Below are 13,722 nucleotides of genomic sequence, written 5' to 3'. Positions count from 1 at the left end.
GGAGAAAACCAATTGATCCCCTCTCCCTCAGGAGAGGGAGAAATCCGGATTCGATCTATCCCCTCTCCCTGAGGGAGAGGGTTAGGGTGAGGGGGAAATCCCGCCGCAGAAACCTAAATATGGCGCTGGTAAATAAAGTCCGGCTCGGTGCCCAGGAAAGCCTGCACGAACTCATACTGGCGGGTCAGCAGATCGCCATTCTTTTCGTTGTACGCTTTGCAGCTTTCGGCCTGGCGCTCCAGCAGCTGCCACCAGTCTTTTGCCGCCTGCTTCTGCAACGGCGGCAGCCAGTTAAACACCAGGTTAATGCCCGCGCTGTCGGCGGTGACGCCGAGCGCAACCAGCGTATTGCGGCGCTCGCGCGTGCCGAGGCTGAGCTGCTCATAGCTCTGGTTAATGCTTTCATTGACGGTGGTTAACGCTTCGCTGTCGCGTTTGATCATGCACAGTCTTTGTTGCTCCAGCAGCCTTCTCAGCTGCTGGTAGCCTTCTTCATCGGTACGAATACCGCGCAGCAGGCTTTTAACCTGCTCGAGTTGCTTGCTCATCTCGGTTGCTCATTATTTCTGGAAAAAGCTCAACATCGAGGAGGCCAGTTCGTCGGTATCTACCGACATCGTGCCTGCGGCCAGTACCGCCTGCATCTGGGCCACCCTGTCGTAATCCACATCGCCCTGGCTGTCGTTGTTCAGCGTTAGCTGAGCGGTTTGCAGCCCGTTTTGGGTAATGTCATCGGCGCTCTGGGCAGGCGCAGCCTTGCCCGGTGCGGCTTTATCGGTTTTATTTTGCTGCTGGGTATTCGCAGCGCGCTGGGGTGAAGGCATTTGTCCAATCTTCATGCTGACCTCGGGCGTGAGCCAATAAATTTCTCTTATCCTGTGAAAGCGGCAGCGGGATCGGAAAACTTAAACCCCCCGGCAAAATAATTTCCGCAGGGCCCGCGCGCCTTACTCTACGGCCGTCACCTTCACAACCCCGGCATCTTCCACCGCGGCGGTAACGATGCGCTGGCTGTTGTCGTTGCGCACTTTTATCACGTCGCCCTTATGGCCGTTTTTCAGCGCCACCCCCGCCGTCTGGGCAGAAATGTCCCCGAACTGCGAAACGATGGTCACCGCCTCATCGCGCTTGACCAGCATCGGCATTTGCAGCTGTGCGCTTGAAATCGGCTTGTAGGCCATGAGCGTGCGTTTTGCGCTTAGCCCCACCGCGTCCTTTATCTGATAGAACAGCTCGCCGCGCTGGTTGCTGATGTTGAATTTTTTCAGGATCAGCGCGTCGGCGCTCAGCGCTTCGCCCCGCGCCACTTCCTCTTTAGGCATTACCACCGGCACGTACACGTCCGGCTTGACGGTCACAATCACGTGCCACGGCGCGGCCCCCGAGCAGCTCGCGCTGACGTTCAGGTGATTGAGGGTTTTTACGGAAAAGGGCGCGGCCACGATCTTCAGCGGTTCGCCGCAGGCCGGAAGGTTGGCCACCATCGGCGGAATAAACAGGTTCAGCTTGTAGCGGTAATCCTGCCACTGCTGCTGTTTGGCGAGCGCATCAAGCGATTTTGACACTTTGGCGATGATTTGGCCGTTGACCTGCTCGCGGGCGCTTTGCTGCGGCGGAACCGAAGCGCTGTGCGCGGCAAGCGGAAGGCAAATAAACAGCATCGCGAGGGTTTCCGGGAGGCAAAGCTTCCTGAGGAAACGGGTTTTCCTTTCGGCGAATAAATTACTCATAACATCATACCTTTCAATGACTTAAAAAACTGGCACGGAGATTGCTAAGAAAGCGTATCCGAGAGGATTCATTGAAGGAGCGTCGCGAGATATGAGTATTAGTTTTCAACAGGCATTAGGTGTACATCCGCAGGCGGTGAAGTTACGTCTTGAGAGGACCGAGCTTCTCACCGCAAATCTGGCAAACGTCGATACGCCAAATTTCAAGGCTAAAGATATTGATTTTGCCGCTGAGATGCAACGAGCAAATCAAACAAATTCCTGGGCGGAGCCCGAGGTGAAATATCGCGTCCCAATGGAGCCTTCGCAGGACGGTAATACCGTCGAGCTGAATACCGAACAGGCGCGTTTTTCCCAAAATAGTATGGATTATCAAAGCAGTCTGGCGTTCCTCAACCTGCAAATCAGCGGGCTGAGAACGGCCATTGAAGGGAAGTAACTATGTCTTTTTCTGACATCTATCAGATCTCTGGCTCGGCGATGACCGCCCAGACGGTTCGTCTGAATACCGTTGCCAGTAACATCGCCAACGCGGAGTCGCCGGCGGCGAGCGAAGCCACGGCGTACAAGGCGCGCAGCCCGGTTTTTGCGGCCGTCTACAACAACAGCCTGATTCAAAGCGGCCACCACGATATCGACGGGGCCAGCGTTCGCGTGCAGGACGTGGTGCAGAGCGGCAACGCCGTTCGTCGCTACGAACCGCACCACCCGCTGGCGGACAAAGACGGCTACGTCTACTACCCGGATATCAACGTGGTAGAGCAGATGGCCGACATGATGTCCGCCTCGCGCGATTTCGAAACCAACGTTGACGTGCTCAACAACGTCAAAAGCATGCAGCAAAGCCTGCTGAAACTTGGAGAAGTCTGATGACCAGCGCGGCAGCCGTAATGCATTCGCAGCTTGGGGCAAGCGCTCCGGCTGATAACACCCAGGCCCCGGCCAGCAACAATTTGGGCGCGGCGACCGATACGTCGGACACCAACGCCAGCAATAACGTCGGCGATGACAGCAGCGGCACGGCGGACACCGGTTCGACGTCCATGGCGGACACCTTTTTGACGCTGCTGGTGGCAGAAATTCAGAACCAGGATCCGACTGACCCGACCGATCCCACGGAGTACGTGTCGCAGCTTTCCTCTATGGCGCAGGTGGCGATGTCCGAGGAAATGTCGGTACAGATGAACACCGACTCGGTGCTGATGAGCAACCTGCAGGTGATGGCGCTCGGCAACCTGGTCGGCGATCCGATCATGGTGCAGGCCACCACGCTCGACGTTGGCGACAGCGCGATCCACGGCCGCATCACCCTGGATGACGCCTGTACCACGGTGGATATCCATCTGACCGACGACGCCGGTGACGACTACGACATCCCGCTTGGCCCGCAGTCGCCGGGGCAGGTGTCGTTCGACATCGACCCCGCCGATTACGGCATTCCACCGGGTGAATACCAGGTTTCCGTGGTGACCAACACCGGGGAAGAAGAGGTTCCGGTTGAGGTGCAGGGCGTGGTCAACGACGTGCGCATTCCTCTGGACGGCAGCACGCCGGTGCTCAACGTTACCGGCGTTGGCGAAGTGCCGTTCACCATGATCAGCCAGTTTGGCGTGCCCGACACGCCGGTTGTGCCGGACGACGGCGGCAACGACTCCGGCGGCGACGATACCGGCGGCGACGATACCGGCGGCGATACGCCACCCGTTGACGCCTAATTATTTGAAATTCAAGCAAGCTACTCGCACAGGAACAAAAAGTTTATGAGTTATGAAATTGCAGCGACGGGTCTGAACGCCGTCAACGAACAGCTCGACAGCATCAGTAACAACATCGCCAACTCCGGCACCGTGGGTTACAAATCGATGACCACCCAGTTCTCGGCGATGTACGCCGGTTCCCAGGCGATGGGCGTGAGCGTGAGCGGCACCGCGCAGAGTATTTCCCGCGGCGGTTCGATGGTATCGACCGGCAACGCGCTGGATCTGGCGATCAATAACGCCGGGTTCTTCGTGACCTGCGACAGCGCGGGCAACGTTTGCTATACCCGCGCGGGTAACTTCAGCACCAACAAAGACGGCTACATCGTCAACTCCACCGGCGACTTTTTGCAGGGCTACCCGGTTGACGCCAGCGGCACGCTGGAAACCGGTACGGTTACCGACCTGCAAATCCAGACCGGCAACATCCCGGCGGAAGCGACCGACAGCCTGACCTTCGGCGCAAACTTCGACGCCAGCGATGAGGCTATCGACACCACCGCCGTGCCGTTCGACCCGAACAACAGCGCGTCCTACAACGACACCTACACCACCACCGTTTACGATTCGCTGGGCAACGAACACTCCGTTTGCCAATACTTCACCAAAACGGCGGACAACACCTGGCAGGTGCATTACTCCTTCGACGGCACCGCGCAAACCAGCGCCAGCACGCTTTCCTTCGACCCGAACAGCGGCAAACTCACCAGCCCAACCACGCCGGTTGACCTGAGCTTTGACGTGCCGGGTGCCGCGCCTATCGATATGACGCTGGACTACAGCACCTGTACCCAGTTCGGCTCTGAGTTCTCGGTCACCACCAACACCGCCACCGGCTATGCCTCCGCCGAGCAGAACGGCGTGCAGGTCGACGACGACGGCAAAGTCTACGCCACCTACAGCAACGGCGAACGCATGATGCAGGGCCAGGTCGTGCTGGCAACCTTCCCGGACGAAAACGGCCTCGAAGCGGTAAGCGGCACGGCGTGGCAGCAAACCGGCGCGTCCGGCACGCCGCTGATTGGCGCACCGGGCACCGGCTCCTTCGGCACGCTCTCTTCCGGCATGGTGGAAGGCTCCAACGTTGATATCACCAATGAGCTGGTGGAGCTGATGAGCGCCCAGCGCAACTATCAGGCGGACACCAAGGTGATTTCCGCCAGCAGCCAGCTGGATCAGGCGCTGTTCCAGGCGATGTAACGGGCTAAAAAGAAACCGACATGGATCACTTAATTTATACCGCGATGAGCGGGGCGACCCACTCGTTAATGCAGCAGCAGATAAGCGCCAACAACCTGGCGAACGTCAACACCTCGGGCTTTCGCGCCGAGATGGAAATGTCGCAGAGCAACGATATCGGCGGAAGCGGCTTTTCCTCCCGCGTGCTGACCCAGGAAACCAAAAGCGGCGTCAATGACAGCACCGCCGCGGCGGAAAAAACCGGTCGCCCGCTCGACGTTGCGCTGGAAGGCCAGGGCTATATCGCCGTGCAGGACGCCGACGGCTCCGAGGTTTACACCCGTAACGGCAACATTCAGCAGGACGACCAGGGGCAGCTGACCATCGACGGCCGCCCGGTGCTGGGCGACAACGGCCCCATCGTGCTGCCGCCGAACTCGATTGCCTCTTTCGGCAGCGACGGCACGCTGTCGGTCACGCCTGACGACGGCGACGTGACCGCCACCATGGACGTTGACCGCCTGAAGCTTGTGAACATTCCGGTGCAAAACCTCGCCAAGAACGCGCAGGGCATGATGATCACCGCCGACGGCCAGCCCGCGGCGGTAGATGAAAACATCAAGGTCAGCGGCGGTTTTCTGGAAGGCAGCAACGTTTCCGCGGTGTCGGAAATGCTGGCGTCCATTTCGCTCAACCGCCAGTTCGAAGCGCAGATCAAAATGATGAAAGCGGCCGAGCAGCTCAGCGATTCGGGCAACCGACTACTACAAGGCTCCTGATTGGGAATTAACGTCTTATGAACTCAGCACTATGGATCAGTAAAACCGGCTTATCGGCAGAAGACGCCGAAATGAGCGCCATCGCCAACAACATCGCCAACGTGAACACCAACGGGTTCAAGCGCGATCGCGTGATGTTCCAGGATCTGTTTTATCAGACCCAGCGCGCGCCGGGCGGCATGTTGGATCAGAACAACGTTTCGCCAACGGGCGTGCAGTACGGCAGCGGCGTGCGTATCGCCGGGACGCAAAAAACCTTCACCGAAGGCAACATCGAAACCACGGATAACCCGCTTAACGTCGCCATTATGGGGCAGGGTTTTTTCCAGGTGCAGAAGGCCAACGGCGACACGGCTTACTCCCGTGACGGCAACCTGCAGGTCAACGCCGACGGCGTGCTGACCAACGCGCAGGGCCTGCCGCTTCAGCCAGAAATTGACGTCCCGGCGAACGCCACGGACATCACTTTCGGTGAAGACGGCACCATCACCGCGACGATGCCTGGCGAAACCGACCCGACCGAGCTTGGGCAGATCACGCTTGTGAACTTCACCAACCCGGCGGGCCTGCAGGCCGAAGGCGACAACCTGTATCTGGAAACCGCCGCCAGCGGTCAGCCGACCGAAGGTACGCCGGGCGAAGACGCGCTCGGCACCCTGAAGTCCGGCGCGCTCGAAGGCTCCAACGTCGATATCGTCAACGAAATGGTGGCGATGATCACCGTGCAGCGCGCCTACGAGATGAACGCCAAGATGGTGTCCGCCGCCGACGACATGTTGCAGTACATCAACCAGAACATTTAATTGCACGGTTGAGCGGTGAAAGGGGTGGATCGCGTTTCGCTTATCCACCCTACAACGCAAAACGTAGGTCGGGTAAGCGTAAGCGCCACCCGACGATTAAACCGCCCGACAAAACCCAAATAAATCTCTACCCGGAATCAACGTGAAAAAATATCTGTGGTTAATGACCTTAATTCCCCTGCTGGCCGGCTGCGAATCGCAGGCGCTGCTGGTGAAGAAAGACGATGAAGCCTACGCGCCTCCTAAGCTTGAGGCCACGCCGACCCCGGACGGTCGCGCGGGGGGCGTGTTTGAAACAAGGTACAACTGGTCATTAACCGCCGACCGCCGGGCTTACCGGGTGGGCGATATTCTGACGGTGATCCTTGAAGAATCCACCCAGTCGAGCAAACAGGCGAAGACCAACTTCGGCAAAAACAGCAGCGTGGATATCGGCGTGCCGACCTTCTTCGGCCACCCCGAAAACAACCTCGAAAGCTCGGCTGCCGCCAACCGCAACTTCGACGGCGGCGCAAGCTAGCAGCAGCAAAACAGCCTGCGCGGCTCAATCACCGTTTCCGTCCACCAGGTGATGCCGAACGGCGTGCTGGAAATTCGCGGCGAGAAGTGGCTCACCCTGAACCAGGGCGACGAATACATTCGCCTGAGCGGCCTGGTGCGTGCTGATGATATTCAGAACGACAACACCGTTTCCTCCCAGCGCATCGGCGACGCGCGTATTTCCTATGCCGGACGCGGCGCGCTTAGCGATTCCAACTCGGCGGGCTGGCTGACGCGTTTGTTCAACCATCCACTGTTCCCGATTTAACCCCGGAGTTTTTATGTTCTGTTTTAACCGCCGCAACATTCTGCTTAGCGCGCTTCTTTGCACGCTCGGTATCGGCCCTCTCGTGCCGGTGCAGGCGCAAACCCTGGAATCGCTGGTGGATATCCAGGGCGTGCGTGGTAACCAGCTCGTCGGCTACAGCCTGGTGGTAGGGCTTGACGGCACCGGCGACAAAAACCAGGTGAAGTTCACCAACCAGACCATCACCAACATGCTGCGCCAGTTTGGCGTCCAGCTGCCCAGCAAAATTGATCCGAAAGTGAAAAACGTCGCCGCCGTTGCGGTGAGCGCGACGCTGCCGCCGATGTACGCGCGCGGGCAGTCGATCGACGTCACCGTTTCCTCTATTGGGGATGCGAAGAGCCTGCGCGGCGGCACGCTGCTGCTGACCCAGCTCCACGGTGCCGACGGCGAGGTTTACGCTTTAGCGCAGGGTAGCGTGGTTATCGGCGGCATGAGCGCCTCCGGGGCGAGCGGTTCGAGCGTCACGGTGAACACGCCAACCGCTGGCCTTATTCCCAACGGGGCGTCGGTGGAGCGCGAAATCCCCAGCGATTTCAACATGACCAACGCCATCACGCTGAACCTCAAGCGCCCGAGCTTCAAAGACGCCAATAACATCGCCAACGCCATTAACCAGGCCTTCGGCGGCGGCATCGCCACGGCGAAAAGCTCCACCAACGTTGACGTGACCGCGCCAAACAGCCCCGGCGCGCGCGTGGCGTTTATGTCCCAGCTTGAGGACGTGCAGGTCAGCGCCGAACGTATTCGCGCCCGCGTGGTGTTCAACGCCCGCACCGGCACGGTGGTCATGGGCGAGGGCATTCAGCTGCACGCCGCCGCGGTTTCCCACGGCAGCCTGACGGTGTCGATCTCAGAAAACACCAACGTCAGCCAGCCTGGTGCCCTGTCGGGCGGGCGCACGGTGGCCTCGCCGCAGAGCAACATCAACGTCAACCATCCGAAGGCGCAGATGATCACGCTGCCGGAATCCACCAGCCTGAAAACGCTGGTCAACGTGCTGAACGGCCTCGGCGCGTCGCCTGACGACGTCATGTCGATCCTACAGGCGCTGCACGAAGCGGGCGCGCTGGATGCCGATCTGGAGGTGATCTAATGGACAAACTTGCAGGCGTGGGCGCACAGGCAAGCCCGGTAGGCGACGGCCAGAGCGAGGCCAAAATCCGCCAGCAGGATTTGGAGAAGGCCTCCCAGCAGTTCGAAGCGATTTTCATGCGCAACATGATGAAAGAAATGCGCAAGGTGAACGAGCTTTTCGACTCCAAGGACAACCCGTTTAACAGCGACTCGGTGCGCATGATGCAGGGCTTTTACGACGACACGCTGTGCAACCAGCTGTCGCAGCACCACGGCATCGGCATTGCGGAAATGATCGTCAAACAGCTTTCGCCGCACAACACCGACCCGAGCTGACGCCGCGTTTAAGAAACCGAACATCTGCGCCGCTGTATAGGCGCAACCAGGTAATTTATCAGCCGGACCTAAGCCCGGCGAGGAGCAGTAAATGGATATGATTAACATCGGCTACAGCGGGGCGAACGCCGCTCAGGTGCAGCTGAACGTGACGGCGCAGAACACCGCCAACGCCATGACGCCGGGCTACACCCGCCAGGTCGCGATGACCAGCACCATCGGCGCAAGCGGCGGTTCCGGCAATACCGCCGGGAACGGCGTGCAGGTGGACAGCATCTGCCGCGTGTCGAACCAGTACCTCGTCAACCAGGTGTGGTATGCGGCAAGCGACAACGGCTATTACAGCACCCAGCAGCAGTATCTGACCCAGCTTGAGGGCGTGCTGAGCGACGAGAACAGCAGCCTGAGCGGCGGCTTTGACAACTTTTTTGCCGCCCTCAACGAAGCCACCACCAATCCGGATGACTCCGCGCTGCGCGAGCAGGTCATCAGCGAAGCGAGCGCGCTGTCGCTGCGCTTTAACAACACCTGCGACTACATTGACTCGCAGAGCAGCCAGATAGCCAGCCAGGAATCGGCCACGGTGTCGCAGATCAACAGCCTGACCTCCGGCATCGCCAGCTATAACCAGCAGATCGCCGAAGCGGAGGCCAACGGCGATAACGCCTCGGCGCTGTACGACGCGCGCGACCAGATGGTCGATCAGCTTAGCTCGATGATGGACGTGCAGGTTAACGTCGACGACGAGGGCAACTACAACATCGCCCTGAAAAACGGCCAGCCGCTGGTGAGCGGGCAGAGCTGTTCGACGATTGAGCTTCAGGACAATCCCGACGGCTCGCAGAGCATGACGCTGACGTTTGCGGGCACCACCAGCAATATGACCACCGATACCGGCGGCTCGCTGGGCGCGCTGTTTGACTATCAAAACAAAGTGTTAAGCCCGCTGAACGACACCGTTAACAGCATCGCCGAACAGTTTACCAACGCGGTAAACAGCCAGCTCGCCGCCGGGTACGACATGAACGGCAATCCGGGCGCGCCGCTGTTTATCTACGACGCGTCCAACCCGGACGGCCCGCTGATGGTCAACCCGGATATCACCGAAGACGAGCTGGCGTTCTCCAGCGCGCCGGGGGAAACGGGCAACAGCGACAACCTGCAGGCGCTGATCGGCATCTCAAGCGAGCCGATGGATATCGACAACCTGGGCAGTGTCTCGGTGGGCGACGCCTGCACCAGCATCATCAGCAACATCGGGATTTACAGCCGCCAGAACCAGACCGAAGCGGAGTCGGCGAGCAACGTCTACAGCGAAGCGCAAAACCAGCAGGCGAGCGTCAGCGGCGTGAGCATGGATGAAGAGGCGGTGAACCTGATTACCTACACCCAGGTTTATCAGGCCAACCTGAAGGTTATTTCTACCGGTGCGGACATTTTTGACTCCGTTCTCCAGATGTTTTAATTAAGCGGAAGAGACTCCCATGCGTGTCAGTACTCAACAATCCTATACGTCGATGACCAACAGCTTTACCAATCTGTCCGGCGACCTCGAGCACGTCGTTGAACAGATGGCGACGGGCCAGCGCATTATTTTGCCGTCGGACGATCCGATTGCCGCATCGCGTATTACCCAGCTCGATCGCCAGCAGTCGGCTATCGATCAGTATCAGACCAACATCAAGTCGGTTTCTTCGAGCATGAGCCAGCAGGAAAGCGTGCTGGACGGCGTGAACAACAACCTGCTCGCCATCCGCGACGACCTGCTGCAGGCCGCCAACGGCACTAATACCTCAGATTCGCTGGCGAGTTTAGGGCAAGATATCCAATCATTGACGACATCAATGGTAGCTGCCCTGAATTATCAGGATGAAGACGGTCACTATATTTTTGGCGGCACCGTCAACGACCAGCAGCCTATCGTTTATCAGGATACCGACGGCGACGGCCAGGGCGACGAATATGTCTACCAGGGCAACGAAGATCACCGTACCGCCACCGTGTCTAACGGCGTAGAGATTGATACCAATGTCTCGGCGGGGGAAATCTTCGGCCAGGGCCTGGACGTGTTTAACAATCTCAACGATCTGGCCAACGAGCTGCAGGATCCGAATCTGGACACCACTGACCCGCAGGTTCAGACGGATATTCAGAATTCTATCGACGAGATTGACGCCACGGCGGATTCGCTGAACTCGGCCATTGCGAGCCTCGGCGAAAGTCAAAACACCATGAGCATGCTGAGCGATGCGCAGACCGGCGTCTCCACGTCAAACGACGAGCTGATCGGTCAACTTGGCGATCTGGATTACGGCCCGGCGAGCATTACCTTCACCGGCCTGGAAATGGCGATGGAAGCCACGATGAAAACCTATTCCAAGGTTAGCCAGCTGAATCTCTTTAGCGTGATTTAATCATTTACCCCGCCCGTGGCCTACCGGCACGGGCATACATCAGCGGATACTCCATGCAGGTTGGATTACACACTTCGACGCTTACCAATACCGGCGGGCTTGCCCCAACGACCGTAAAACCTCAGGGGGTGGTAAGCTCAGCCCCCGCGAAGCCAAAAGAGAACCTCTACGCCCACGAGTATCCGGCGTCACCCCTGCTCACCACGCGCCCGCAGCGCTACAGCGTACAGCTCAACGACCAGCTGACCACGCTGCAACAGGCGGACAGCTACCTCAGCAATCTTGAGCAAAAGCTGCTGGACTATCGCCACGCGTCAACGGGCGGCAGCAGGCGCGGGCGCGACGGCAGCGGCGCGCAGCAGCAGGCGACCGCTCTGCAAAACCTGCTCAATAACCGCACCAAACTCACCGGCGGGTCGGTTGACCGCCAGCTGATGCCGGTATTACAGGGCGAGGCGCAGGTGTCCTTCCGCGCGCCGGGGCTGGACGGGATCCTGAACGAAGACGTGCAGCCAGAGTCGCTGCTGTTTAGCGTGCATGACGGACGTAAAACCCAGCTTTCCGCCGTTTCGGTTAATGAAGATACCGATAGCCGCCAGTACTCCACGCAGGTTAACAACGCGCTGCGCCGCGTCGGCGTTCAGGTACGCAAAGGGCGCGAAGGCGTGACGTTTACCGCCAAAGAGAGCCAGTGGCCGCAGCTTGCGCAGTCGTTTTCCGTGCAGGGCGAGGGGCGTGAATTTCCGGCGAACGGTAAAACCAGGCTGAACGTGGCGGCGGAGCCTGCCGCTGCGGACAGGCTGTCGGAAGCGTTATCGACCGGAAACTGGAGTGCCGCGCAGGGCGCGGTGCAGGATACGCTGCATCAGCTTGGCGCACAGCGCGAGCAGCTCGCCGCGCAGCAGGAAAAGGCCCGTCAGCTTATCGACGGCATGTCGCGCTTCCCGGAAACGCAAAGCGCGGTGCAGGCGTCCGGCGCGCTTTCCACCTCTCTTGACCGCGCCACCCATAACTATGACGTGCTGGTGCAGGCGGTAAACGGCCAGGCCAACCTGTCAAAACTCACGGTGCGCGGCCTGCTACGTTAATCCTGCTGACACTTTGCCGCATCGCTATGCGGCAGGGTTTTCTCATCTACCATCAGCGTATCGCTGTCTTCAAACAGCACAATCTGGCGCGTATCGGACAGTGATTTTAACGATATGCGCAGGTTGTTGCTGCCCGCGTATTGGATGAACGGCACCAGCTCCGGGTCGATATCCGCGCCCTTATCCTCTTTCATTTTCACCAGCGCTCTGCCGCTCGTTCCCCCTTCGGGGCGGGCGCAGGGGGTGATATAGGCCGACAGCTGGGTGCTGCCGTCGCCGGAGCGCGAAAGGGTGAGCGTGCCGCCGTCCGGCGTCGGGGTAACATTCAGGTTGTAAATATGACTTTTCCCCGCCGCGAGATCGTAAATCCCCACCTGGGTGCGGGTTATTGCGGCCTGCGCCGCGGAAAACGGCACGGCGGGCGCAATAAAGGCCAGCGCCAGAAGCCAATTAGCGGCAGACGGGCATTTCATTCAGCGTCCTCTCTACTTCCTGATTAATGAGCTTGTCTAATTTTGTGATATCCGGCAGCCAGTTGTTGATATTCATCATCAGCTGGTATTCCGTCTGGCACTGGTTTTTCACCAGCAAATCTATCGATATCTTCTGCACCGAGCTGTAATAGTAAATCGTCATGCTGGAATGACGTGCGGCGAGCAGCTGATTAAGCGAGGTAAATAACATCGGCGCGCTTTTTGCGAGCGTCGGTAAGCCGCGTTCCGCGCCTCTGTGCTGCACATGATAAATTTTAATGGTCGGGTACGGCTGCTCAACTTCTTCAATGGTCAGGCTGCTTTCATTAATGGCGATAGACTGCGGCGCTTTGACAAAATAGGGGCGCAGCAGCCAGCCGCAAACCGCGATGACGAGCAGAACAAGCACCGTCACGGCGGCAGCCCTGCTTTTTTTCTTCTCCGGCCTGCGGGAATGCGCAGCTTCGCCAGGCGCTGGGGCAGTCTGCTCGACGCCCGGCGCGTTTTCTTCATCCGTTACGGCTTCAGGCGCCGCGTTTTCTTCTGCTAAAAGAGGCGCTGTCGCAGGCTCGTCGTCAAGCACAACGATGGATTCCTTGCTGAACAGGTAGCCTTTTTTTGGAATGGTTTTGATGACTTCCTGCTGCCTGCCGTCGTCGCCCAGCGCCACGCGCAGGGCGTAGATTGCCGTCGGCAGGCTGTTGTTGCCCACCACCCGGTTTTTCCACACCTCATTGATCAACGTCGCGCGCGGAACCACTTCGCCAGCGTGCTTTACCAGGGTTTCCAGAAGAATGAAATGAAACTCTCCCAGTCGCTGAACCTCGCCTGTTTCTACGTGTACCAGGGCGTTAAGCGAAGGCTCAAGCTTCCAGTTATTAATGCTTATCGTCATAGTTTTTATCTTATTCAAAAGCCAACGTTTCTAATGGTTTTATACGGTGAAAACGCCTAAGAAAAATCTCGTCCAATCTGATGTGCCAGGCTGAGTTGATTCTGGCACATAAAAAAACGTTGCGGACACAAATTAGTGATGGGGAATCATAAAAAACCAATATTTATCAGCCGTTGAAGATTTCTACAGAGGGAAGCGGCAGGGGAATTTAACGAAAGCGAATACGACTATCAATCTAAGATTATTCTCAATGTGTAAATTATTGTGTGCTGCCGGGTAGGGCGCTTATCCGGGGGTTTAAGGCACGATTAATCAATAAGATAGATGTTAATTTTATGTATTTT

At 58.4% G+C, this 13,722-nt stretch carries 16 protein-coding genes and 1 pseudogene; 12 read left to right on the top strand and 5 right to left on the bottom strand.

Annotated features, from left to right (window positions below; all coding sequences use genetic code 11):
• Window positions 1-113: 113 nt before the first annotated feature.
• The 3 genes from flgN to flgA all read right to left on the bottom strand — a co-directional run bounded on the left by flgN (window position 114) and on the right by flgA (window position 1,730).
• Complete coding sequence (gene flgN, locus ACSPHG_RS17060; protein ID WP_435954680.1) at window positions 114-548, bottom strand: flagellar export chaperone FlgN; 435 nt, start codon at window positions 546-548, stop codon at window positions 114-116.
• Between the two features lie 12 nt (window positions 549-560).
• Entirely contained in the window at window positions 561-839 is a 279-nt protein-coding gene (gene flgM / locus ACSPHG_RS17055; RefSeq protein WP_435954679.1) for a flagellar biosynthesis anti-sigma factor FlgM, read from the bottom strand.
• A gap of 108 nt (window positions 840-947) precedes the next feature.
• Window positions 948-1,730 (bottom strand): flagellar basal body P-ring formation chaperone FlgA, encoded by a 783-nt coding sequence (gene flgA, locus ACSPHG_RS17050; protein ID WP_435954678.1) that lies wholly within the window; start codon window positions 1,728-1,730, stop codon window positions 948-950.
• Window positions 1,731-1,821: 91 nt separating this feature from the next.
• Here flgA and ACSPHG_RS17045 point away from each other — a divergent pair, with 91 nt between their 5' ends.
• The 12 genes and pseudogenes from ACSPHG_RS17045 (at window position 1,822) to ACSPHG_RS16990 (ending at window position 12,010) form a co-directional block, all read left to right on the top strand.
• Complete coding sequence (locus ACSPHG_RS17045) at window positions 1,822-2,169, top strand: flagellar basal body protein (RefSeq protein WP_435954677.1); 348 nt, start codon at window positions 1,822-1,824, stop codon at window positions 2,167-2,169.
• A 2-nt stretch (window positions 2,170-2,171) separates the two neighbouring features.
• Entirely contained in the window at window positions 2,172-2,600 is a 429-nt protein-coding gene (flgC, locus tag ACSPHG_RS17040) for a flagellar basal body rod protein FlgC (protein WP_435954676.1), read from the top strand.
• A complete protein-coding gene (locus tag ACSPHG_RS17035) occupies window positions 2,600-3,445 on the top strand; it encodes a flagellar hook capping FlgD N-terminal domain-containing protein (RefSeq protein ID WP_435954675.1) in 846 nt (281 codons plus the stop codon). Before flgC ends, ACSPHG_RS17035 begins: the two co-directional genes overlap by 1 nt.
• Before the next feature lie 45 nt (window positions 3,446-3,490).
• Window positions 3,491-4,687: a flagellar hook protein FlgE gene (flgE, locus tag ACSPHG_RS17030; RefSeq protein ID WP_435954674.1), complete on the top strand. Its 1,197-nt coding sequence runs from the start codon at window positions 3,491-3,493 to the stop codon at window positions 4,685-4,687.
• 20 nt (window positions 4,688-4,707) lie between these two features.
• On the top strand, window positions 4,708-5,445 hold the full coding sequence (locus tag ACSPHG_RS17025) for a flagellar basal body rod protein FlgF (RefSeq protein WP_435954673.1): 738 nt from the start codon (window positions 4,708-4,710) through the stop codon (window positions 5,443-5,445).
• Window positions 5,446-5,462: 17 nt separating this feature from the next.
• Window positions 5,463-6,248 carry a flagellar basal-body rod protein FlgG gene (gene flgG, locus ACSPHG_RS17020; protein ID WP_435954672.1) on the top strand — a complete coding sequence of 262 codons (786 nt, stop codon included), beginning with the start codon at window positions 5,463-5,465 and terminating at the stop codon, window positions 6,246-6,248.
• Window positions 6,249-6,390: 142 nt separating this feature from the next.
• Window positions 6,391-7,056, top strand: a pseudogene (flgH, locus tag ACSPHG_RS17015) (flagellar basal body L-ring protein FlgH).
• 40 nt (window positions 7,057-7,096) lie between these two features.
• A complete protein-coding gene (locus ACSPHG_RS17010; RefSeq protein WP_435956047.1) occupies window positions 7,097-8,191 on the top strand; it encodes a flagellar basal body P-ring protein FlgI in 1,095 nt (364 codons plus the stop codon).
• Entirely contained in the window at window positions 8,191-8,508 is a 318-nt protein-coding gene (locus ACSPHG_RS17005) for a rod-binding protein (RefSeq protein WP_435954671.1), read from the top strand. Before ACSPHG_RS17010 ends, ACSPHG_RS17005 begins: the two co-directional genes overlap by 1 nt.
• Before the next feature lie 91 nt (window positions 8,509-8,599).
• Window positions 8,600-9,973 (top strand): flagellar hook-associated protein FlgK, encoded by a 1,374-nt coding sequence (flgK, locus tag ACSPHG_RS17000; protein ID WP_435954670.1) that lies wholly within the window; start codon window positions 8,600-8,602, stop codon window positions 9,971-9,973.
• 19 nt (window positions 9,974-9,992) lie between these two features.
• Window positions 9,993-10,922 carry a flagellar hook-associated protein FlgL gene (gene flgL, locus ACSPHG_RS16995; protein WP_435954669.1) on the top strand — a complete coding sequence of 310 codons (930 nt, stop codon included), beginning with the start codon at window positions 9,993-9,995 and terminating at the stop codon, window positions 10,920-10,922.
• Between the two features lie 53 nt (window positions 10,923-10,975).
• The gene (locus ACSPHG_RS16990) at window positions 10,976-12,010 is read left to right on the top strand and encodes a flagellar hook-associated protein (protein ID WP_435954668.1); all 1,035 of its coding nucleotides are present in this window, start codon (window positions 10,976-10,978) and stop codon (window positions 12,008-12,010) included.
• Here ACSPHG_RS16990 and ACSPHG_RS16985 read toward each other — a convergent pair.
• Together ACSPHG_RS16985 and ACSPHG_RS16980 are read right to left on the bottom strand one after the other, a co-directional pair.
• Window positions 12,007-12,483: a hypothetical protein gene (locus ACSPHG_RS16985; RefSeq protein ID WP_435954667.1), complete on the bottom strand. Its 477-nt coding sequence runs from the start codon at window positions 12,481-12,483 to the stop codon at window positions 12,007-12,009. The genes ACSPHG_RS16990 and ACSPHG_RS16985 overlap by 4 nt on opposite strands.
• A complete protein-coding gene (locus ACSPHG_RS16980; RefSeq protein WP_435954666.1) occupies window positions 12,461-13,378 on the bottom strand; it encodes a winged helix-turn-helix domain-containing protein in 918 nt (305 codons plus the stop codon). Before ACSPHG_RS16980 ends, ACSPHG_RS16985 begins: the two co-directional genes overlap by 23 nt.
• Window positions 13,379-13,722 lie beyond the last annotated feature (344 nt).

The organism is Dryocola baronae (genome assembly GCF_051297175.1).
GTDB lineage: Bacteria > Pseudomonadota > Gammaproteobacteria > Enterobacterales > Enterobacteriaceae > Dryocola.
The sequence above is the reverse complement of the archived record's forward strand: the minus strand, read 5'-3'. Positions and strand labels throughout refer to the sequence as shown.